This is a genomic window from Companilactobacillus paralimentarius (genome assembly GCF_963227125.1).
In the GTDB taxonomy this organism is placed as follows: Bacteria; Bacillota; Bacilli; order Lactobacillales; family Lactobacillaceae; genus Companilactobacillus; species Companilactobacillus paralimentarius.
On sequence record NZ_OY724131.1, the window covers coordinates 622262 to 645012 of the forward strand.

The 22751-nt window shown below is 36.1% G+C and carries 23 protein-coding genes; 12 read left to right on the plus strand and 11 right to left on the minus strand.

Annotated elements, in window-relative coordinates; all coding sequences use genetic code 11:
• Position 1 precedes the first annotated feature (1 nt).
• Positions 2–457: a flavodoxin gene (locus ACI6PB_RS02915; protein WP_025084676.1), complete on the minus strand. Its 456-nt coding sequence runs from the start codon at positions 455–457 to the stop codon at positions 2–4.
• Between the two features lie 124 nt (positions 458–581).
• Here ACI6PB_RS02915 and map point away from each other — a divergent pair, with 124 nt between their 5' ends.
• Genes map through galU form a run of 3 tightly spaced genes read left to right on the plus strand, consistent with a single transcriptional unit; the run spans position 582 to position 3267 of the window.
• Entirely contained in the window at positions 582–1376 is a 795-nt protein-coding gene (gene map / locus ACI6PB_RS02920) for a type I methionyl aminopeptidase (RefSeq protein WP_025084677.1), read from the plus strand.
• A gap of 17 nt (positions 1377–1393) precedes the next feature.
• Positions 1394–2353 (plus strand): YihY/virulence factor BrkB family protein, encoded by a 960-nt coding sequence (locus ACI6PB_RS02925; RefSeq protein ID WP_025084678.1) that lies wholly within the window; start codon positions 1394–1396, stop codon positions 2351–2353.
• On the plus strand, positions 2353–3267 hold the full coding sequence (gene galU, locus ACI6PB_RS02930) for a UTP--glucose-1-phosphate uridylyltransferase GalU (protein ID WP_309511186.1): 915 nt from the start codon (positions 2353–2355) through the stop codon (positions 3265–3267). The genes ACI6PB_RS02925 and galU overlap by 1 nt, the downstream gene beginning before the upstream one ends.
• On the opposite strand, the gene ACI6PB_RS02935 is transcribed toward galU, so the two are convergent.
• The gene (locus ACI6PB_RS02935; RefSeq protein WP_025084680.1) at positions 3268–3552 is read right to left on the minus strand and encodes a hypothetical protein; all 285 of its coding nucleotides are present in this window, start codon (positions 3550–3552) and stop codon (positions 3268–3270) included.
• A 465-nt stretch (positions 3553–4017) separates the two neighbouring features.
• On the opposite strand from ACI6PB_RS02935, the gene ACI6PB_RS02940 reads away from it, so the two are divergent.
• The 5 genes from ACI6PB_RS02940 (at position 4018) to ACI6PB_RS02960 (ending at position 8894) form a co-directional block, all read left to right on the plus strand.
• Positions 4018–5172 (plus strand): thiolase family protein, encoded by a 1155-nt coding sequence (locus tag ACI6PB_RS02940; RefSeq protein ID WP_025084681.1) that lies wholly within the window; start codon positions 4018–4020, stop codon positions 5170–5172.
• Positions 5169–6410, plus strand: a complete 1242-nt coding sequence (locus ACI6PB_RS02945; protein WP_056955772.1) for a hydroxymethylglutaryl-CoA reductase, degradative — start codon at positions 5169–5171, stop codon at positions 6408–6410. Before ACI6PB_RS02940 ends, ACI6PB_RS02945 begins: the two co-directional genes overlap by 4 nt.
• Positions 6410–7564: a hydroxymethylglutaryl-CoA synthase gene (locus tag ACI6PB_RS02950; RefSeq protein ID WP_025084682.1), complete on the plus strand. Its 1155-nt coding sequence runs from the start codon at positions 6410–6412 to the stop codon at positions 7562–7564. Before ACI6PB_RS02945 ends, ACI6PB_RS02950 begins: the two co-directional genes overlap by 1 nt.
• A 995-nt stretch (positions 7565–8559) precedes the next feature.
• Complete coding sequence (locus tag ACI6PB_RS02955; RefSeq protein WP_156407821.1) at positions 8560–8703, plus strand: hypothetical protein; 144 nt, start codon at positions 8560–8562, stop codon at positions 8701–8703.
• 17 nt (positions 8704–8720) lie between these two features.
• A complete protein-coding gene (locus tag ACI6PB_RS02960; RefSeq protein WP_156407820.1) occupies positions 8721–8894 on the plus strand; it encodes a hypothetical protein in 174 nt (57 codons plus the stop codon).
• Positions 8895–8952: 58 nt separating this feature from the next.
• Here ACI6PB_RS02960 and ACI6PB_RS02965 read toward each other — a convergent pair whose 3' ends face one another.
• The 3 genes from ACI6PB_RS02965 to ACI6PB_RS02975 all read right to left on the minus strand — a co-directional run bounded on the left by ACI6PB_RS02965 (position 8953) and on the right by ACI6PB_RS02975 (position 11872).
• Positions 8953–9741 carry a hypothetical protein gene (locus ACI6PB_RS02965; RefSeq protein WP_025084683.1) on the minus strand — a complete coding sequence of 263 codons (789 nt, stop codon included), beginning with the start codon at positions 9739–9741 and terminating at the stop codon, positions 8953–8955.
• 193 nt (positions 9742–9934) lie between these two features.
• Positions 9935–10408 (minus strand): nucleoside 2-deoxyribosyltransferase, encoded by a 474-nt coding sequence (locus ACI6PB_RS02970; RefSeq protein WP_025084684.1) that lies wholly within the window; start codon positions 10406–10408, stop codon positions 9935–9937.
• Positions 10409–10840: 432 nt separating this feature from the next.
• Positions 10841–11872, minus strand: coding sequence for a branched-chain amino acid aminotransferase (locus ACI6PB_RS02975; protein WP_025084685.1), 1032 nt, complete (start codon positions 11870–11872; stop codon positions 10841–10843).
• 154 nt (positions 11873–12026) lie between these two features.
• Here ACI6PB_RS02975 and ACI6PB_RS02980 point away from each other — a divergent pair, with 154 nt between their 5' ends.
• Complete coding sequence (locus tag ACI6PB_RS02980) at positions 12027–12878, plus strand: alpha/beta hydrolase (RefSeq protein ID WP_025084686.1); 852 nt, start codon at positions 12027–12029, stop codon at positions 12876–12878.
• 476 nt (positions 12879–13354) lie between these two features.
• On the opposite strand, the gene ACI6PB_RS02985 is transcribed toward ACI6PB_RS02980, so the two are convergent.
• The 5 genes from ACI6PB_RS02985 to ACI6PB_RS03005 all read right to left on the minus strand — a co-directional run bounded on the left by ACI6PB_RS02985 (position 13355) and on the right by ACI6PB_RS03005 (position 17778).
• On the minus strand, positions 13355–13588 hold the full coding sequence (locus ACI6PB_RS02985; RefSeq protein ID WP_025084687.1) for an SHOCT domain-containing protein: 234 nt from the start codon (positions 13586–13588) through the stop codon (positions 13355–13357).
• Between the two features lie 74 nt (positions 13589–13662).
• On the minus strand, positions 13663–14121 hold the full coding sequence (locus tag ACI6PB_RS02990; protein WP_034543871.1) for an NUDIX hydrolase: 459 nt from the start codon (positions 14119–14121) through the stop codon (positions 13663–13665).
• Positions 14122–14144: 23 nt separating this feature from the next.
• Positions 14145–15152, minus strand: coding sequence for a LacI family DNA-binding transcriptional regulator (locus tag ACI6PB_RS02995; RefSeq protein WP_309511236.1), 1008 nt, complete (start codon positions 15150–15152; stop codon positions 14145–14147).
• Complete coding sequence (locus ACI6PB_RS03000; RefSeq protein WP_025084690.1) at positions 15149–16594, minus strand: UDP-glucose--hexose-1-phosphate uridylyltransferase; 1446 nt, start codon at positions 16592–16594, stop codon at positions 15149–15151. Before ACI6PB_RS03000 ends, ACI6PB_RS02995 begins: the two co-directional genes overlap by 4 nt.
• The gene (locus tag ACI6PB_RS03005) at positions 16594–17778 is read right to left on the minus strand and encodes a galactokinase (RefSeq protein WP_309511184.1); all 1185 of its coding nucleotides are present in this window, start codon (positions 17776–17778) and stop codon (positions 16594–16596) included. Before ACI6PB_RS03005 ends, ACI6PB_RS03000 begins: the two co-directional genes overlap by 1 nt.
• A 145-nt stretch (positions 17779–17923) precedes the next feature.
• On the opposite strand from ACI6PB_RS03005, the gene ACI6PB_RS03010 reads away from it, so the two are divergent.
• The 3 genes from ACI6PB_RS03010 to ACI6PB_RS03020 all read left to right on the plus strand — a co-directional run bounded on the left by ACI6PB_RS03010 (position 17924) and on the right by ACI6PB_RS03020 (position 20639).
• Positions 17924–18790 (plus strand): DegV family protein, encoded by an 867-nt coding sequence (locus ACI6PB_RS03010; RefSeq protein ID WP_025084691.1) that lies wholly within the window; start codon positions 17924–17926, stop codon positions 18788–18790.
• Positions 18780–19133, plus strand: coding sequence for a VOC family protein (locus tag ACI6PB_RS03015; RefSeq protein ID WP_025084692.1), 354 nt, complete (start codon positions 18780–18782; stop codon positions 19131–19133). Before ACI6PB_RS03010 ends, ACI6PB_RS03015 begins: the two co-directional genes overlap by 11 nt.
• 300 nt (positions 19134–19433) lie before the next feature.
• Entirely contained in the window at positions 19434–20639 is a 1206-nt protein-coding gene (locus ACI6PB_RS03020; RefSeq protein WP_404327748.1) for an MFS transporter, read from the plus strand.
• 36 nt (positions 20640–20675) lie between these two features.
• Here the strand turns inward: ACI6PB_RS03020 and ACI6PB_RS03025 are convergent, their stop codons facing one another.
• On the minus strand, positions 20676–22628 hold the full coding sequence (locus ACI6PB_RS03025; protein WP_404327749.1) for a sucrose-specific PTS transporter subunit IIBC: 1953 nt from the start codon (positions 22626–22628) through the stop codon (positions 20676–20678).
• Between the last annotated feature and the right edge of the window lie 123 nt (positions 22629–22751).

Genomic DNA, 22751 nt, shown 5'->3' on the forward strand with positions numbered 1-22751 from the left:
TTTAAAGATCCATTTCTTGTGCCTTTTTAAAGATTTGTTCAGCAAAATTGTCGAGGTTATCGATATCTTCTTGTTCTGGTCCTAATTCAACTTTGACAGCGTCGGCTCCACGAGTAGCACCGGTTTGTTGAAAGACCTTATCAAATTCTTCTACAGCTCGGCAGAAATCTTCATAGAAAGTGTCACCTGAACCGCAGACACCATATACTTTTCCATTTAAGTCAAGGTCTTGCATGTCATCATAGAAGTCCAATGCTTCGTCTGGCACGACACCTTGATCATAAGTGTAACTAGCGATAATACAGATGTCAGAATCTTCAAAGTCAGCTACATCTGTTTGAGAAACTTCACTCATATCAACGTCACAACCTAAATCCTCGAATTTTTCGGTTAGAACATAAGCAATATCCTCATCATTACCAGTAATGCTAGCAAAAACAATTTTTACTTTTGTCATAATTGTCGCCTCATTATTTAATCTTTAGACATTATAGCAAAAATTAATATCACGGGCTATCTAATTCCGAAACCCTCTAATGTTATAATGAAATTAACATATTTTTGAAGGGACATGTTATAAAGTGATTACATTAAAATCTGCAAGAGAAATCGAAGGAATGAGAAAGTCTGGAGAATTGCTTGCTAATACACATATTGGTTTACGTGACATTATTAAACCAGGAATTTCTTCAATGGAAATTGAAAATTTTGCTAACGACTATATCGTTTCACACGGTGGCCGTCCGTCAGAAAAGGGCTTCGAAGGTTACAAATATGCAACTTGTGTCTGTGTTAATGATGAAGTCGCCCACGGTATTCCTCGTAAGAACCTTATCTTAAAGAGTGGTGACGTTCTAAAAGTAGATATGACTGTTAACTTGAATGGATATGAGAGTGATTCATGCTGGACATATGCAGTCGGAGATTTATCAGCCGAAGATCAAAAGTTAATGGACGTAACGCACAAGGCTCTATACTTGGGAATTGATCAAGCTGTAGTTGGCAATCGTCTTGGTGATATTGGTTACGCTATCCAACATTATGTTGAAGATGAAAATCATATGGGAGATGTTCGTGACTTGATTGGTCATGGTATTCAACCAACAATGCATGAGGCTCCAAATGTTCCTCACTACGGTGAACCAGGACAAGGTTTACGTTTGCGTGAAGGAATGACAATTACCATTGAACCAATGGTTAACCTTGGAACATGGGAAATTAAAGACAAATTTGTTAAAGCCGATGGCTGGGAATACTTTGTTTCTGCCGACGGAACTGACTCAGCACAATATGAACATACCATTGCTATTACTAAAGATGGTCCTAAGATCTTGACTTCTCAAGATCCTGAATATGATGCTAAATACTTACTTTAAAATAGTGAGGATAAATAATGGAAGAAGAAAAGCAACGAATACCGCTGTTTCGGCAATCGATAACTAAAAAACAGAAGTTAGTTGGTTTTGTTAAATATGTTGCTCAAGCGATGAGTGATTCTAATGTTCCCATGGCTTCAAAAGCAATTACATATTATATTCTGTTGTCGTTGTTTCCGGCAGTAATTGTTGTGGGAAATTTAATCCCATTATTACATTTGGATAAACCGACAGTTATTAGTTATATTGAATTTATTTTACCTGATGATCTACATCACTATTTTTTACCGACGATAGTAAAAGTCTTGTCTAATTCTAATAAGGGTGTCTTGTCAGTTGGTATTGTCGTATCATTATGGGCAATTTCACGTGGATTAAACATTGCTCAAATGACAATGAATGAAGCCTACGGACTAGATATTAATAATCTGTTTGCGGAACAAACTTTTGTAAATTATGTTATTCGCCGTACTTTGGCCTTTTTGATGACGTTAATGTTATTGATGATTGGTGTGATAGCAATTGTAACGTTTACATTTGGACAAATATTTTTAAATTGGCTAGTTCCATTGCTACGTATAAAGTCAACACTTTTAGATGTCTTTATGCGTTGGAAATGGCCCTTTGCTATTGTTATAATATTGATGATCGTTTTTGCTTTATATTATTTTTTACCTAATATTCATCTCAAAGTTTATTACGTAATAACTGGTTCAATCATTACTAGTATTGGCTTACTAGGGGTATCGCAATTGTTTTCATACTATCTAAAATATTTTGGATCGGCTTGGGACAATTACGGTGCGATTGGTGCCATTATTGTGTTTTTACTGTGGGTGAATATGTCAGTGACAATCTTTTTATTTGGGAATGCCGTTAACGTTGGTTTTGCCGAAGCATATGGCGGTCCATTTTTAAGAAGAAATACTGGTAAGTTAACTAGTTATCTGAAATCGCACGAAAAGGAGAATAATTGATGAAAGTTAGAAAAGCAATTATACCAGCAGCAGGATTAGGAACAAGATTTTTACCAGCAACAAAGGCTTTAGCTAAGGAAATGTTACCAATTGTTGATAAGCCAACAATTCAATTTATCGTTGAGGAAGCCAAAGCTTCAGGTATCGAAGACATTTTGATTATTACTGGTAAGAATAAGCGTTCTATTGAAGACCACTTTGATGCTGTACCAGAATTGGAACAAAACCTTGAAGCAAAGAACAAGACAGAGTTGTTGAAGGTTGTTCAAGATACTACTAATTTGGGTGTCAACTTGTACTATAGTCGTCAAGCACATCCAAATGGTTTGGGAGATGCTGTTTCTCAAGCACGTTCATTTATCGGTGACGAACCATTTGTCGTCATGCTAGGTGACGATTTGATGAAGGATAAAGTTCCTTTGACAAAGCAATTGATTAACGACTACGAAAAGACACATGCTTCAACTCTAGCTGTTATGCGAGTACCAGAAAGAGATGTTTCTAAGTATGGTGTTATTGATCCTGAAGGCGAAACAGCCCCTGGACTATATAATGTTAAGAAATTCGTTGAAAAACCAAAAACTGAAGATGCTCCAAGTAATTTAGCTATTATTGGACGTTATCTTTTGACACCAGAAATCTTTGATTTACTAGCAACTCAAAAGCCAGGTGCTGGTAACGAAATTCAATTGACTGATGCAATTGATCGTATGAATAAGACACAACGTGTGTTTGCTCATGAATTCAAGGGTCAAAGATATGATGTTGGTAACAAGTTTGGCTATGTTAAGACAAATATTGAATATGGTTTGACTCATCCCGAAGTTGAGGGTGAATTGAAGCCATACATCTTGGATCTTGCTAAGAAACTTCAAGCAGAAGATAAATCTGCTAGCAAGAAATCAAGCAAATAATTAACCAAGTAATAGACAGTCATTAGCGACTCTGAAACCGAAGAGTTGTTTGTGGCTGTTTTTATTATGATAAAAAATTGGGAATTCATAATAATCTTTTTTATTCAATAGTACTAAGAATTCCCAATTTCTAAGACCATGCAAGTTCTTTGAGGTTTTTAAAGCAACCGTGTTATCAATTATTTCAATGTCAACAACAGCTAAGCGTTGACCATTATCTTCAATAAAAATACGATTGTCCTTTTTAAAATCATTTAATAATAAGATTAAATCAATAGTACGCATAAGAATTCTCCACTAAATAATTGTTTTTATTGTGTAATTAAATTATTATGTAAGCTTAAGGATATTTTGGTTCTTACTGGAATTAAGTTGTGGCCGATATCAACTGATATGGCTTGAGGATGCCGTCGTCCGTAGAAAATCCGTGGGCCACTGGAACGTGGTGGACACGACTTGAAGCTAATAATTTTTCACTTCGCGAAAAATCATGGATCTTCAAGCTCGGTCTTCTACCAACCTTGCTTCGCAAGCTAAGTAGAATTTCACCACTTAGGACCCACATATTTTCTACTACCGACTGTATTTCTGTTATTATCGGTTAGAATTACGGTGATTGGATAGTTTTTAACTCTATTCAAGAGAGTAAAGAATATGAGTTCTGATTTGAAGAAAAAATGTCTATTGGAATCATACAATCATAGCTACAATAAGAACCGATATTTTATCAAGTTTGAAGGGAAATAAATTATGGATCCAATTGTAATTATAGACGCAAAGAGAACTGCCATTGGTAAGTTTCGTGGTCAATATGCTAATCTAACGGCAGTTCAATTAGGAACACAATTAGTTCAAAAATTATTGGATAGGAATAAGATTGACCCTAAAAAGATTGATCAATTCATTTTTGGAAATGTGTATCAAGCCGGAATGGGGCAAAATACTGCTAGACAGATTGGTTTGAATGTTGGTGGTCGAGTAGATTCAACGGCCATGACAGTTAATCAAGTTTGTGGTTCAGGGATGAAAGCCATTTATGAAGGTATTGCAGCGATTACTATGAATAATGCGGAAATCGTTGTAGCTGGCGGAGTAGAGAGTATGTCTAACGCACCCTTTTATGCTTCCAGAACTGGAAAAATGGAAGTTAGTCCTAAGCTTTCCGACACACTATTTAATGATGGTTTAAATGATGCCTTCAACAATTTGCCGATGGGTATAACGGCCGAAAATGTTGCTAAAAAGTTTCATATCAGTCGTGAGCAACAAGATGAGTTTGCCTACAATTCTCATCAAAAGGCTCATCAAGCGAAGAATAAATTAGCTAAAGAAATTATTCCAATTGAAGTTGATGGTGAAGAGGTAATAACCGATCAATCAATTCGTCCAACAACCACATTGGAACAAATGGGTCAATTAAGAACTGTATTTGACAAGCAAGGTACTGTTACAGCAGGAAATTCTTCACCAATAAATGATGGAGCAGCAGCAGTTATTTTGATGAAGCAGAGTCGTGCAGCTGAATTAGGATTGACTCCAGTGGCCGAAATCACTGGTTATACAGAAGTAGGAATTGACCCTAATTATATGGGATACGCTCCATATTATGCTGTAAATAAGTATTTTGATCGTTACAAGACTAGTTTAGATGATTTTGACTTATATGAAGTTAATGAAGCTTTTGCTTCACAAGCAGTAGCTGTCAGTCGTGATTTGAATTTACCAATGAGTCGTTTGAATATTTACGGAGGTGCAATTGCCTTAGGACATCCATTAGGAGCTACAGGAGCTCGTATGATTGCTACCTTGATAAATTCTTTGCAACAAGAAAAAAAGCAAACAGGCTTAGCCTCATTATGTATCGGTGGCGGTATGGGTATGGCTATGGGTATTAAACTGCTATGAAAATCTATGAAATGACGAATGAAGAAAGAATTAGGTTATTGGTTCAAACGGGTTATCTAACAACCAAACAGGCTGAATTGTTGCAGAGTCGTCGAACTATTTCTTTAGACCTAGCTAACAGTTTGAGTGAGAATCAAATTGGTAGTTTCAGCTTACCATATGGTTTTGCTACGGATTTTGTAGTTGATGGTCAAGATTATCTCGTACCAATGGTTATTGAAGAACCTTCAGTGATTGCCGCAGCCTCCAATGCTGCTAAACGTATCAAAAACAGTGGTGGCTTCAGAACTTTTCCCAGTTCTCGAGTAGTTTATGGTCAAATCGTTTTAGAAAATTTGACAGAGACAGATATTGAAACTTTAGAAAAGAAAAACTCAGAAATATTTGAATGTGCTCAACAAGCTCATCCTAGTCTCATCAAACGTGGTGGCGGTATCGTATCTTTGAGATTTAATCGTTACGATGGTTTCCTTGAAATCGAACTTGGTATCGACACAGTTGACGCGATGGGTGCCAACATGGTTAATTCAATTCTAGAAAAAACGGCTCATAAGATTTCTAGTTTGGTTTCAGGTGATATTTTATGTAGTATTCTTTCTAACAGTGGTCAGGGACAAGTCATAACTGCAGAAGCAGCAATTGATTTTGAGCAACTCAAGACCAAATCTATGTCTGGCTCTGAAGTGGCCTTTAGAATTGTTAAGTTGGCCAATTTTGCTAAACAGTCAGTCAAGAGAGCCGTGACTCACAATAAGGGTATTATGAACGGTATAGATGCAGTTTACTTAGCCACAGGTAATGACTTTCGTGCTCAAGAGGCTGCAGCGCACAGCTTTGCTTTTGAATCTGGTCAATACCAACCTTTCAGTGAGTGGCGGATCAAAGATGGCCAATTGTTGGGTACTCTGAAGATGCCAATCGAATTAGGCAGTGTTGGTGGGGCAATAAGTGCTTTGCCGATGGCTCAACTTAGTTTGGCAATTATGAAAATTACTAATAGCAAGCAATTACAGTCAGTCGTGGCGGCAGTTGGCTTGGCTAATAATTTGTCAGCTTTGAGAGCGTTAGTGACAACTGGAATTCAAGCCGGTCACATGGGCTTGCAGAGTAAGTCATTGGCTGTCTCAGCCGGTGCCAGTGGTTTTGAAATCGAAGAAGTTTCGAAACGGATGAATCAAACAAAAAATTATACAATTGAAAATGCAAAGAATATTTTAATGAAATTAAGAGGTAAATAATGGATATAGGTATTGATAAGATTGGTGTTTATGTTCCTAAAAATTATATTGACATTGTTGAATTAGCGAGGGCTAGAAATGTTGATCCTAACAAATTTACAATTGGTATTGGACAAGACAAACAAGCTGTTCCACAACCTTATGAAGATGCCGTAACTATGGCTGCCAATTCAGCTGATAGTATTTTAACTGCTGAGGATAAACAGGCTTTAGGTCTATTGATTGTGGGAACGGAAAGCAGTATCGATGAATCTAAATCATCAGCAGCTTTCTTGATGGATCTGTTAGATTTGCCAGAGGATATTCGTTCTTTTGAAATTAAACAGGCTTGTTATGGAGCTACGGCGGGTTTACAAACGGCTGTAGATTTTGTTAGTCAGAATCCTGACAAAAAGGCTTTAGTAATCGCTAGTGATATTGCTCGCTATGGTATTAAAACTCCTGGTGAAGTAACACAAGGTGCTGGTTCAGTGGCAATGATCGTTAGCCAAAATCCACGTGTTTTGAAGTTGACTCGCAAATCAGTTTATATGACTCGTAATGTGGGTGATTTCTGGCGACCAACGTTCTCTAAAACGGCCTTTGCTCGTGGTAAATTCTCTAATGAGGTCTATGTCGATTTCTTCAATACTTTATGGAAAAAATATCAAGAAAAGTATTCTGCTACAATTGACGACTTCTCAACTTTATTGTTCCACATTCCCTATACAAAGATGGGTACAAAAGCTTTGAGAACTTTGGAAGGTAAGATTCCAGATACTAAGTACGCTGAATTAACAGAACACTATCAAGCTAGTATCAAATTCAGCCGTGAAGTAGGGAATCTCTACACTGGTTCACTTTATCTAGGATTGCTATCATATTTGACTAACGCTGCTCAGTCCAATGAAGAATTATTATTGTTCAGTTATGGTTCTGGTGCTGTTGGTGAATTATACAGTGGTGAAATTCAAGCTGGTTTTGATACGATTATTGATCAAAATAGTATCTTAAAAATGCTTGATAATCGTCAAAAAATGAGTATTGCAGATTATGAAAAAATGTATCAAATTGAATATCAGAATGGTACAATTGTTGATCCACAAGCGGTCAATAGTAAGTTCTATTTGAGTGAAATTAAAGAAAATGAACGACTTTATAAAAAGCTAAAATAAAACATTGCAAGCGCTTACTAAAGATGCTATATTAAAGACGTGGTAAAGATGAAATGTCAGGAACTGTAGCCCTAAAAGATTTTGAATGAGAAAGTTTTATCGTTTCTAGGAGATGGTAGGATTAGTCAAAGACAAAGGAAAATTAGAGTAATACAGTTCAACGGCATTTTTGGAACTAGCGACAATAGTTAACATAAGATCGACCTTTTTAAGTAGTCGCGCAAGCTCAATACATGGTTCGCTAGGGTCCATCAGTTGAACAAAATATATTTATAGTAAGATATGTTTCAGGTAGTAAGATTCATTTATTTGAATAGATTCAATATAAAAGTTGATGAAACTGCAGTAAATTTCATCTTACCACTCATATCTAACTAGAGAGCTCTCCACAAGTGAGAGCTCTTTTTGTATGTCCAAAATCCGATGACGGAGTGTCTATAAATTAATCAGAGTTATTTATTGTAACCGTTTACGAAATGCGTTATATTATAGATGTGGTAAAGATGAAGTGTCAGTAACTGCAGCCCTAAAAGTTTTTGATTTAGAAAGTTTTATCTGTTACAAGATAGGATCAGTAAAGAGCAAATAGAAAGTTAGAGTCAGTGCAGTTTAAGGACATTCTTGGAACTAGCGACAAAAGTTAACATAAGATCGACCTAATTAGTTAGTCGCGCAAGCTCAATACATGGTTCGCTAGGATCCATTAGTTGAACAAAAGAAATACATATTTAGATAGTAAGATATGTTTTAAAAGTAGTAAGATTCATTGAATATTGATGAAACTGCAGTAGATATCATCTTACCACTTATATCTAACTAGAGGGCTCTCCACAAGTGAGAGCTCTTTTTTTATTATCTAAATGGACAACTTGTCAAAAATGATTATGAGAAAAGCTGAATCGATAAGGATTCAGCTTTTTGTGTGGACTAATTTCTTGGACAATTAACTTCAAGATAATAAAATACTCTTAAACCAGAAAAAGGATTTGATACTAATGGATCAAGTATATCGTGGAAGTTTAACTTTAGCTTTTATCCTACTAGATTTTTATATCTGGATTACAGGTGGTGTTATTAGTTCAATTATTGCCTTTGTTTTTGGAATAATCATTCTCTTTAGTAGGATTTTGAACAACTGAAAAGGGAGGATAAACCTATGTTAAAGAAACTAATCAATACTTTTTTTAGTATTCTTTTGGGTATTGCCACTTATATTGTCGTAACAGCTTCGTTACCTTATGCCATCTTAGCTTTTGTGATAGGACTAGTATTAGTGGTTTGGAAAGTTTTTAAGTTTGATGAAAGAATGCAATATCTTAATAAAGATTAATTGTGAAATAAAAAAAGTACCTCCAAAAGGGAGATACTTCAAAATTAAATTTATCTGATTAACCTAAAACTTGAACTGTAACGTTTTGACGTCCAAATTGTAATGCTTGTGAGTTAGGCATGGCAATATCAAGTTGATTAGGATTGCTGTAAGCGAAGAGACCAGTATCATTAACTACACGATCGTAAGTCTTGCCATTAGCAGTAATTCTTAAATGTGTTCCACGAGGGAATTTTGATAAGTTGGCAGCAACACCGCTGTAACCCATATTTGAACCAAGAACAACGGGATCATAAGCTGTAGCTGACATTGTTAGAGTTTGTTTAACGTTGTCAGTTGACATATATTTTCCATTGATCCATTGACTACGGCCAACATCGTACCATGTAGTACCAGTTGAATCAGTTTTACTTGCATAAACATGAACCATAGTATGTCCAGTAGCTACATTACCTGTAAAATTACCGTTAGGGGCATCATAAAGGTTAACACCACCAGCAACATTGATATACATATCTTTGTTTAGAGAAACAGCTGGTGCTTCTGTAGAAGTATCATTAGCAGAGATCCATTCGTTAGCACCTACTTCATAATAAACAGCTCCATCAACATTCATAGTCTTGTCGATTCTCCATGCTGTTTTGTTACCAAGCATAGAATTAGCCCTAGTAACACCATTTTGTGATTGTGTGTAAATACCGGCACCATTAACGTTAGTTACATAAACAACGCCACTAGCACTAGCTGTTGTTGTTGCAGCACTAACAGTTTGTGTTTGAGTACTGATTCCAATTAATGCGAGTGTGGTTACGGTAAATACTGATGCTACAAAATTTTTGATCTTCATTATAAAATAATTCCCCCGAATGAATCCTGTGTTTGTTTTTATTTAATGTGTACTATTTTCTCAACGGAATTAATAATATAACGTCTAGACCAACAAATGTTGAATATAACTTAACTGTAAATTAGTTATAATTGGACTGTAAAGGTAATGTAACTAAAATGAAACAATTGTATATCAAAATGTTGCAATAAAATTATAGATATTTGCGAATTTCTGCTAACATGCTATCAATATTATTTACAACTATACCGTTCATTTTGATTAAACCAATGGTGTAATTGTTGATATAAGCGAAAGGATTCTCACCGATGGAACCTACAGCCTTAAGCTTTTCAGGATTCTCGACGCCGTGTTGACGGAGATCAGTATAGACGCCAATAATGGGAATTTCTTTGCCATATGCCAAACCGATTTCAGAGGCCACACCGTCATCCATTGTGTCACCATCAAGAATTGCAACAATTAAGTCGGAAGATAACAATTCTTTATTATCTTCTTGAGCAATTTTGATAGAGTCGGCATAATTCATTTTGTCATTGATGTCACCATTTTCTTGAGGTAGATAAACTTCAATATTAGAATCCATTTTTCTGATCTTATCAACTACGACTTCATTAAACATGCGGTCAGCTAAAGCAAAGAGACCATTGGCAAAATATATTTTCATTAAAAAATCCTTCTTTCTATATTGTGTGTTCTGTAATATTCTATCATGTTGCTAATTTTTCATCGTAAAATTTTAAAATTATCTGCAAACTACAAAATATACCATTATTTAGCTTGAATTTTAATTCAATAATAGAAAAACTATTTTATAAATTTGTAGATTCCTTACTGGTAGCTTAACTATACAATATAGATACATGCGAAAGAGCAAAATAATTGTTCTAACTTCTGACTTATTATCACCCTCGGATAATAAGTGAAGGTAACATGTGTACTATCAAAACACTGTTTTCCCCAATTACCAGTAGTGTACTAATTTGCTCCAATATTAATGTTACAGTTCACCCTTCGATACTGCACTTTAATATTGAGAATCTCAAACATACAATATTCCATTAAAAAAGCTGTGGCTTCATCAATCACAGCTTTTTTGCTATTCTACGACTTGAACCCAACCTTCGGGAGCTTTAATGGTTCCAAATTGGATTCCTGTTAAAGTTTCATACAATTTCTTGGTAATTGGTCCAACTTCTGTTTCACTATAGAAGACATGCAGATTACCTTCGTGTTCCAAACCACCAATAGGAGAGATGACGGCGGCCGTACCACAAGCGCCAGCTTCTTTGAATCTATCTAATTGGTCGATGTAGACGTCGCCTTCTTCTGCTCCAAGTCCTAAACGGTTCTTGGCTAACCAGAGTAGGGAGTATTTAGTAATACTTGGTAAAATAGATGGAGATTTAGGAGTTAGGAAGACATTATCCTTTGTGATACCAAAGAAATTGGCTGATCCAACTTCTTCAATTTTTTCATGATTGATAGGATCAAGGTAAACACAATCCGCAAAACCATTTTTATGAGCTTCATCACCAGGATAGAGACTGGCAGCGTAATTTCCACCAACTTTACTTTGACCAGTACCCTTGTGAGCTGCACGGTCATATTGTGATGTTGTAAAGTTAACGGGAGTAAGTCCACCCTTGAAATAATTACCAACTGGCATAGCAAAAATAGTAAAGATATATTCAGGAGCAGCATGAACACCAATTTGGGCACCAGTTCCAATGATTAGAGGACGTAAATAAAGTGTGGCACCAGTTCCGTAAGGAGGAACAAAATCAGCATTAGCCTTAACTACTTCTTTTACAGCCTCAACAAACTTATCTTCTGGAAAGACAGGCATCAGTAATCTTTCACACGATTCTTTCATTCGACTAGCATTGCGATCGGGTCTAAATAGTTGAATATGATTGTCAGGGGTGCGATAAGCTTTCATTCCTTCAAAAGCTGCTTGACCATAGTGTAAAACTGTAGAAGCTTCACTAATATGAAGTGTACTGTCTTCAGTTAGGCCAGCATCTTGCCATGCACCGTTCTTATAGTGGGCAATGAATCGATAAGGTAAGTCCATATAATTAAAACCGAGGTTGTTCCAATCAATTGTTGATGGATCTGCTTTTGCCATAATAAAAATCTCCTTACTAAAATTAAAATAATATTAAATAGATTAGATTAATCATAATTAATGATTTCGAAAGTGTCAATCAAGTTTAAGTGTTTTTTTTACGCGACTAATGTAAGAATGGCTACAATATAGGTTATAAGCGAGAGGAGAAATTATGAATAAGAAAAGGTTTATTTTTTCGGCCGCAATGGCAATGATATTAGTGGTTTTTAGTTTTTTCACTTATAGTTGTCATGCACAGGCAGTAAATTCTAAAAAGTACGTTCAAGAATCGATTCCAACTATTTTTTTCCATGGTTATGGAAGTAGTTATCGAGCTGAAACTCAAATGACTGAGGCTGCTAAGGAAGCAGGAGTCACAAGAACAATTGTGAGGATCAATGTCAGTCCCAACGGCTACGCTAAAATGATTGGTTCTATTCCTAAGAAGGCTAAGAATCCAATTGTTGAAGTCAACTATGATGATAATAAGATGCTGAACTATCATACAGCTGGACTATGGGCCAAAAACGTTATTGAGGTTTTGCAAAAGGATTATAAATTTAAAAAGGTTAATCTAGTAGGTCACTCAATGGGAAATATGGCCATCAATTATTATATTTTGGATAATTACAGTAACAAGAAATTGCCTAAAATTAATAAGGTGGTTGATATCGCTGGTCACTTTGACGGTATCATTGATGAAGATGATGAACCTGGACGTATTAGTCTAGATAAAAATGGTAAACCTACGCCTATGAATCAGTATTATCAGGAGTTATTGAAGTTTAGAAAAGTTTATCCTACTAATACGAGAGTATTGAATATTTTTGGCGATAAAAATGATGGAACTCATTCCGATGGGGCTGTGACTAACGCTTCATCTCAATCACTAAGATATTTGGTTTCTGGGCGAGCTAAGTCTTATCAGGAAAAGAAAATTGTTGGTAAGATGGCCGCTCACAGCAAGCTACATGAAAATAAGCAAGTCGATAAGATTTTAATTAACTTCTTGTGGAAGAAATAAGGAAGAGTTCTGTCCTCCACCAAAAATCTGATTTGATTGTAACTAAATACTAACTAATGTAGTTGAAATATGTCGTCGTCCGCAAAAAATCTGTGGGCCGCTGGAACGTGGTGGACACGACTTGGAGCTAATAATTCCGCACTTTGTGCGAAATCATGGATCTCCAAGCTCGGTCTTATACTAACCTTGCTACGCAAGCTAAGTATAACTTCACCACTGAGGGCCCACAGATTTTTTACTACCGACTGTATGCTTGCTTCTAATATTATCAAGCAAAATTGCAGTATTTTGAAATTTTTAACTCTGTATAACCAAATGGAATTTTTTAATTAAATGAACTCCAATTCATTGGGTTCACTTCAATCATTCTATTTATTATCTTTTTTAATTAAAAATAAAAACAAGCATCATCTATTTAGAATAGGCGTATTAGAACGTCTCTAAACAGATGATGCTTTAATTTTTGAATAATTATTTTAATTTTTTAAATTTTCTTTTCGCTTTGCATAGTCGGCATCCGAGATTTTTCCTTGAGCGTACTTACGATTCAAAATGTCTAACGCACTATTTTGCTGATGACTGTTTTGATGATTATTAAATAAGTAAACAATTGCAATGAAGATCAATAAGGTAATGATTCCATAAAAGAGGAATCCTCCACCCATGAAATTCATGTTACCGAATAAGTGGCAACCAGTTAATCCCATCATAATTGGCATCTCCTTTAAATGGAATTGTCTCAATTATAGGTAGGAGTTAAGGCTCTAACAATTATATTGCTTGCTTATTCGAAGTATGGAAAATCGTGCTTAAAATAGTGCTGCAAACATCTTGTGTGTTGACGATTGAATATTTCAGGTAAGTTTTCTTTAGAGAAATATTTTAAATCTATGGTTTCGCCATTCTTAGGGTTGAGTTCACCTTTACAATAGTCGACTAAAAAGAAGGTTACGATGGTTTGGTTAACATCGCCATTAGGATAGTGTTGGATGTGATTAGAGGAGAGTCCGAAAAATGTATTTAGTGTAACTTCAAGTCCAGTTTCTTCTCGAAATTCACGACGACAAGTACCTTCAACTGTTTCACCGTATTCCATGGCACCACCGGGAAGTTCCCATTTATTCATACCTGAACGTTTTTGCAAAAGAACCTCGTTTTTATCGTTGGTTAGAATTCCTCCAGCAAAGTTTAAGATAATTGGTTCGTGACCAACTTTTTGGCGAATGTCGTGAATGTAATCCATCTTTACCTCCAGAAAAACATTATTTACAAATCCTCAATTGTCGCATAAGTGGATTGTCTAAAGATGAGTTTAGTGGCTAGTTCAATTCGTTTAACAACGTGTTGCTGATTAGTTAGTAAGTCTTGCATTAAATCAACTGAAGCAGCCCCCATTTGATTAGTAGCGACGTCTACAGAACTTAACTCGGGATTGACGTAACGTGAAAGGGCGGTATTGTCAAAACTGAAGAGTTGAACTTGTTTAGGAACAGCAATGTTGTTCTCTTGAAGGGCTTTTAATGCGCCGGCAGCCATCAAGTCATTGGTAATGAAGAAAGCATGTGGAAAGTTTTCTTTATCCAAGGCCTTTGTCATTTGCAGATAACCGGAGTCTTTAGTGAAATCACCTTTAAAACAATTTTGTGGATCGAACAGATTATGCTTTTCCATAGCTGACTTGAAAGAATCGAAACGTAAGTCAGGGATAGTTCTCTGATTATCGGTTGAAGTTTCCTCACCATAAATCAAGCCGATGTCTTCAATACTCTGATCAACAAAGTAATTGACAACTTTTTCAATTCCATATTTAAAGTCGGTTAGGACTGAATCAAAACCCTTGCTAAATTGATCATCATCAATAAAAACGATATTTGGACAAATTAAAGTCATAGTTTGAACTTGTTCCTGACTGAATTTACCTACGGCAATGATGCCGTCAGTATCATTAGGGATTTCTTCGATATCGTTGTGAAAAATACGGCTGATTTGAAATCCATACTTGGGTGCTTGTTGTTCAATTCCTTCTCGTACGGTCATATAGTAGAGATCATCTTGCTCTTTAGATTCAGAATACCACTGAACTAGGGCTAAATGTTTTTGATAGTGACTATTGGGATGATTAGCTTTTTTATAATTAAGATCAGTCGCAATTTTTAAAATATTAGCTCTAGTTTCATCAGTGACTGATAACGTCAAATCATTATTTAAAACTCGAGAAACAGTGGCTGGTGAGACACTGGCTTTCTTGGCAATATCACGTAAGGTAGCCATTATTGAAGACTCCGAATGAATTTGTCAAAAGCAGCCTGTCCTTGTGTATTCCATTTGAAGACACCAGCATCTTCGAGAACACGATTAAAGACCAGACCTGTTTCTTTATCAACAATCTTTTCCACATTGTCAGTTGTAAATTCATATTTTTGTTTCAATTGGTCCGCCCAAGTTTTGTGATATTGAGCCATTTGGTTAGGTTGATCTAGTAGATAACGTTCAACTTCTTTTAACTCAGTTTTTAGTCGAGCAGGTAAGATGGCACGTCCCATAACTTCAATTAGGCCAATATTTTCTTTCTTGATATGTTGAACATCTTTGTGAGGATGGAAAATTCCATCGGGATATTTAGCAGAAGTTTGGTTGTCACGTAAGACGATATCCATAACGTAGTTTTCATCTTGGCGATAGGCAATTGGCGTAACAGTATGATGACGAATTTCGCCACTATGGGATCTAATATCAACTGATTCGTCTGAATAATTCATCCAATGTTGATGAATCAAAGTGGCGGCCTTAACTAGCTCTTCAGGATCTTTACTTGTTAAACGAATTGTGGAAAGTGGCCATTTAACGATTCCTGCGGAGACACCATCAACATCAATTTCAATTTGACGATCAATGGGAGCCTTCATCATTGGAAAAGTATGGCGTCCACCTTGGTAATGGTCATGACTAAGCATTGAACCGCCAACAATTGGTAAATCAGCGTTACTACCAACAAAGTAATTAGGGAATATCTTGATGATTTCAATTAGATTATTAAAAGTATGTTGATTGATGATCATTGGTTTGTGAGTTGTATTTAAGAAAATAGCATGTTCTTTAAAGTAGGCATAAGGTGAATATTGAAAGCCCCAAGTTTCGCCACCGAGTGTAAAGCGGATGACACGATGATTACTACGAGCAGGATAACCTAAGCGTCCCAAGTAACCTTCATTTTCTAGGCAAAGCTGACATTTAGGATAACCAGTTTGTTTAGTTTTACCAGCGGCCGCAATAGCCTTGGGATCTTTTTCAGGTTTGGATAGATTAATAGTGATCTCGAGGTTTCCATAATCAGTTGCCACTTGGTAAGAAATATTTTTAGCAATGGCTTTAACCTTGATGTAATCATTGTCTTGGCTCATCTGGTAGAAATATTTGATAGCATCAGTTGGGTTCTTTTGATAAAGATTCCAGAATTTGTGATTAACACGTGAAGGTAATGGAGTAACGAAGTCCATCAATTGATCATTAAGGATTTCCTTAGCCGTCTGACTGTCTTCAATCTTTTTATTTTGAATAGCTGTTTTAATCAAAGCTTCTTTAGTATCATCGGCCTCAAGATGGTTATTGTCACCAACTAAAGCACAAATACGATTGTATAAGTAAACACGATCCATTTCTTGGTAATCATTGTCAGCCTTAATTATTTGATCGACAAATTTATCGACACAGGACATTATTTTTCCACCTCTGTTATAGCAATTTCTCTAGGTCCATCAGCAATTTCAGCAATGTAAAAGTCGGCAGCATAACCAATTTCTCTTTGATAAATTTGACCGACATTTTCCTTGAAGGTATCAACCTTGTCTTTGTCAACAATAGCAATAGCACAACCACCGAAACCAGCGCCAACCATGCGGGCTCCGAGCACACCTTCTTGTTTCCAAGCAGTAGCAACTAGGGTATCGAGTTCTTTACCAGTTACCTCATAATCGTAATGTAGTGAAATATGAGAAGCATTGACTAGTTTGCCAAATTCTTCAAGATTGTTTTCTTTAAGATAATTGATTGCTTTAAGAGTTCTTTGATTTTCAAAAACAGCATGACGAGCACGACGGATTAAAACATCATCATTGATCAAATATGAGTTACGATCGAAATCATCAATTGATAGTTCACCTAGTGAGTTAATATCTAATTTAGTTTGAAGTAGTTTCAAAGCCGCTTCACATTGACTACGACGTTCATTGTATTTAGAATCGGCTAAAGTACGGTGTTTGTTAGTATTCATGATTACGATAACGTTATTACCTAACTCAACTGGGGCGTAATGATATTCCATTGTATTAGTGTCTAGTAGGATGGCTTGATTTTCTTTACCCATACCGACAGCAAATTGATCCATAATTCCTGAGTTGACACCGATAAAGTCGTTTTCATCTTTTTGTCCCATTTTTACTAAATCAAGTTGGTTAATATCAAGTGAGAAGACATCTTTGAGGATTGTTCCCATTAGTAATTCAATCGAGGCGGAAGATGATAAACCAGCACCATCAGGTAAATTACCGTGGATATAAAGATTGAAACCATGGTCTAATTTATAACCAGTTTTAGTAATAAAATAGATCATCCCTTTAGGGTAGTTGGCCCAATCATCCTCTTTGTTAAATTTAAGATCGTCAAGTGAGAAGGAAATGATACCTTTGTCAGGTAAGTTCTCGGAAAACATTTGAACAGTATTGTCATCACGTTTGCCATAAGCGGCGTATGTTCCTAAGCTGATAGCACAGGGGAAAACATTTCCTCCATTATAATCAGTGTGTTCACCAATTAAATTGATACGACCAGGTGAAAAGAATAATTTTTCAGCTGATTGGTTAAATTTATTGGCAAATCCTTGTAATATTTCGTTAGTATTCATGATTGGTCCTCCATTTAGTAAATGTTTACTTAACAAAGATGATAGCGCTTTCGAATAACTAAAACAACCCTATAGATTTAAAAAATATAATAAAATGTTATTATTATATGCATGAATACAAAGTCACTTGAAAAAGAGGAAAAATATGAAAACGGCAGTTGTAACTGATACAGCATCGTACCTAACACCTGAGCAAATCAAGCAATACAACATCACCGTCTTGCCAATCACGGTTATTTTGGGGAATGAACAATATAAGGAAACAGAAGAATTAACGGATCAAGAGTTTTACGACTATTTGCGTAATGAACCAGAATTACCAACCACAGCTCAAGTTTCGATGGGACAGATCCAAGAGGCTTATGATCGTTTGGTATCAGAAGGTTATGACACAATTATCTCAATTCACTTATCATTAGGAATTACTTCATTTATGGACAACCTACGTATGTTTGTAAAAGATTATGATAAGGCTAAAGTTTATCCATTTGATTCAATGGCTGCGAGTGCTGCTGAAGCTGATTTAGTTATGTTAGCTGGTTCAATGGCTCAAAAGGGAGAAGATCCTGAAAAAATTGTTGCCAAAATGAAAGAGCTACGTGACTCAACCGATATTTATTTTGCCGTTAACGATTTGAAACACTTGAGTCGTACTGGTCGTTTAAGCAATCGTTCCGCTATTATTGGTAGTTTGTTGGATGTTAAACCATTATTGACATTTAAAGATGGTAAAATTTTTGCAATTGGTAAGGAAAGAACTATGCATCGAGCTTTCCGTGTAATTGCCTTAGAGATACAAAAATATACAGATGAACATCCAGATTGGAAGTTACACATCACAGTAGTTGATTCTAATAATCGTGAAATGTTGGAGAAGTGGAGTAATGATTTTCAAACTAACTTCCCTGATGCCAAGGTTTCAACGAGTCATTTAGGACCAGCTATCAGTGTACATACTGGTGAAAAAACTATGGGTGTTGTCTGGGATAGGGATTTATTGGATGAAAACTAGAATTATGCTTTACGTTGATGACGTTGATATGAATGTAGAATTTTGGGTCGAAGAATTTGGAGCCAAAGTAGTGGCTCGTCAGACTTTAAATGGTGGCTACCAGAATGTCATCGTAGGAATCTCTGCGGAAACTGAATTATCGATTTTTCCTAAGGATTATGTCAGGATTTATTCACCAGAAGTAGATGAAACAGTACCATCATTGATGTTCTTTTCTAATCGTTTCAATGAATTACATGATGATTTGTTGAGTGCAGGTGAGGTTTCTGAAGTTAATGGTGTATTGACTTTTAACTTCCAAGATCCTGAAGGTAATTATTTTGTTGTTGCTAGAGAAGAATAGTGTTTAGCTGCTGTCCTCCACAACAAGTTCGATTGGTCTGGACTAGTGTGTTGTTCTTATTCAGTTTTAGTTATGATTAAATAGAAATTTTACATTAAAAGAGTAGCTTCCATTAGGTGTTCAAGATATATAGTCTTGAATTTCTTAATAGAAGCTACTCTTATTTATTACTTAGATTTTTACAACCTTCAATAGAACGTTTTTACCTGATAGGCAAGTTAGATGACCGCTTGAAAGGAGAATGCTTTTTTTATCTTGCTATGTGCTATAACTTGGTCAATCAAGTTAGGGATGACTATTATGAAACAAGATAATCTACAATTGATCAAGGCTGGAAGTACTTCAGTTATCAATGCTTTAGGAGAAACTATTTTTTCATTCTCATTGTCTTTGAAACTATTGAAAGTAACTGGTTCGGCTTTAGGCTATGGTACTAGCTTATTTATTGGTCCAATCGTTGGACTAGCTTTGGCACCTATCATTGGAAAGATAATTGATAAATATTCTCATAAACGACTGACTTTGATTTCTGAAGCATTGTTGATAGCTTCGTTATTACTATATTTATTGGTGTATTCAATGGGAAACAATATTTTGTATACGGCTATCGTGGTCGTTTGTGCCATGAATATTTTTGGCCGATTATTTTCCATTACTTACTTATCTTCAACACCTCAAATTGTTAGTAAAAAATCTATTCAGCGTCTCAATTCAATTCAGACAACGGGTGTATCTATGGCAAGTATTGTCGCTGCACCTTTAGCAGGTTTTCTGTTTGGAGTTGTACCGTTCACGTGGATTATTTTGGTAGAAATTTTTACGGAATGTCTGACTCTATTGGTTACTTGGAGTACTCATTTCAATCAAGTGACGGTTGAAAAGAAGGTCACCGGTGATGATGAGAAGGCTGATTTAGTTAAAGTCCTAAAGGGTCAACCACAATTAATTATTTTGACTGTAATTGCAATGGTATTGAATTTAGCTGGCATTTCTCTACAAATTGGGATTCCTTATGTTTTGATTCATATTCTCAAGTACTCAACTGTTGTTAGTGGTAATGTTCAAGGTATTTTGTCATTTGGGGTGTTCTTAGGCGGAATTGTTATTACGATTGTTGAAATTAAGGATGTCTTCAAATTTGAAAGGATAACTTATTGGATATCAGTATTTGAACTTCTTTTACTAGGTTTCTTAATTAAATTTGCCTCACAATATACACTGGTAATCTTTGTTGTGATCGAATTCATTTCTGGTTTTGTTGGAGCAAGTTCTGATCCTCCAGTCTTTACGTATGTGCAAGAAGTTATTCCTGAAAAAGCCTTAGGACGGGTCAATACTTTGATGTACACTATGGCCCAAATTTTGAATCCAATTGGTGTCTTGATTTACAGCTCTGCTTTTGCAGTTGTCGATTATCGGATACTATATTTGGTCAATGGATTGATTACAGCCATTTTAGTAGCATTGTTGTTTACACAATTTAAAAAGCCACAAAAAAATGCCTAATCTATTTAGGCATTTTTTTATGTGATTCATGAAGGGTTAAACATTTGCGGCAGCAGAATAATTTGAAGCTAGTTCTGTCAAAGCTACGATGTCATCGCCGGATTTGACGTCTGTCTTATTCAATTTATCCACGTCGCCGTAGGACATTGTGTTGGTTACGACAATCATAACTGTGGGATCGTAACCAGCAGCCTGAATTTTTTCAATATCGAAGGTACCAAGTAAATCACCTTTTTTAACGGTGTCGCCTTGTTTGACATTGGATGTGAAATATTGACCTTTAAGATCAACGGTATCGATTCCTAAATGAATAAGGACTTCAGCACCATCGTTAGTCTTGATTCCGTAAGCATGTTTTGTGGCATAAGCGACGGTAACCGTTCCATCGGCTACAGCATAAACATTGTTATCAATAGGCTTGATGGCAGTACCTTTACCCATAATTTCGGCGGAGAAAACTTGATCATTAACGTCTTTTAACTGAATCAATTCGCCAGATACAGGCGCAGCAATTAATTCATCAGCCACAGCAACAGTATTATCATCAGCTTTTTCAACTGGTTTAGCAGTTGTTACCTTATCAAACTTGATTCCGTAAAGATATGTAAGAGTGAAACCTAAAGCAATACTGATTAGAATACTAATGAAGAATGGAAGGTAATATTTAGGTGGGAAAGAAATAAATCCAATGATACCAGCAGCACCTAAAGCACTAGATAGAACGTGGAAAATACCAATGAAAATAGAAGCAATTCCGGAAGCAACCATGGCACAGATGAATGGGTAGCGTAACTTTAAGTTAACACCGAAGATGGCTGGTTCTGTAATACCTAGTAGAGCTGATAATCCAGCTGATGATGCTAAACCCTTTTGCTTCTTATCTTTAGAAAGGAAGAAGACAGCTAAACAGGCAGCACCTTGAGCAGCATTGGCCATAGAGGCGATTGGGAAGAAGAAATCTCCACCGGTTTTAGCAATGTTAGTTAGTAATTGAGTTTCAATGGCAGGGAAACTTTGATGAAGTCCAGTAATAACAATAGGTGAATAGAAGGTACCAAAGATAGCAGTACCAACGAAGCCTGTTGCATTGTACATCCAGACGATACCATTGGTTAGACCATCAGAAACAACTCTCATGATAGGGCCAACACCAATAAATGTTAGTAGACCAGTTACGATTACAGCAAGTAGTGGTGTAAAGATAAAGTCTAAAGTTGCAGGCATGTGTTTATGGAGCCATTTTTCAATAGTGGCTAGAATCCAAGCAACGGCTAGAACAGGTAAAACTTGACCTTGGTAACCGGCTTGAGCAACCTTTAAACCGAAGACATTCCAGTAAGTCATCTTACCAGCAGCCATAACGTTAGCGACGTCATAACCATTAACTAAAGCAGGCATAACCATTGCCATACCGATAGCAGCACCAAGGTAAGGATTACCACCAAAACGTTTAGTAGCTGAGAAACCAATTAGTACGGGCATGAAAGTAAATGGGGCTGATGCCAAAAGATTAATTAATTCGGCAACACCTTTCATACCAGGATACATTTGCACAACTGATTGAGCACCAAAGAGGTTGGGTGATGTTAAAACGTTGTTCAATGCCATCAATAGACCACCAGCAACAAGAGCGGGAATCAATGGAACAAAAATATCAGAAAGAAGTTTGACGAAGGCCATGATTGGATTGGCCTTTTTGCCGTTAGTGGCTAAATTTTTGAGGTCATCGGGGGTAACTGTTTTAAGCCCCGTCTTTTGAATTAGAAAATCGTAAACTTTGTCGACATCACCAGGTCCAATAATGATTTGATATTGGCCATTGATACTGAAAGTACCTTTGACGTCGTCATCGTTGTCTAATCCTTTTTGATCGATTTTCTTTTCATCTTTAACAACTAATCTTAATCGAGTCGCACAGTGAGCTGCCGCAATTAAGTTATCACGTCCCACATATTTAAGTACTCGATCCGCAACTTGTTCATGATTCATAGTAATTTCCTCCTAAAACATATGTAAGCGTTTCGATACATTAATAATACATGATTTTTATAAAATGTCAAACGTTTGACAATTATAAAACGAAATATTATCTTGAAAGCGATTAACAATATA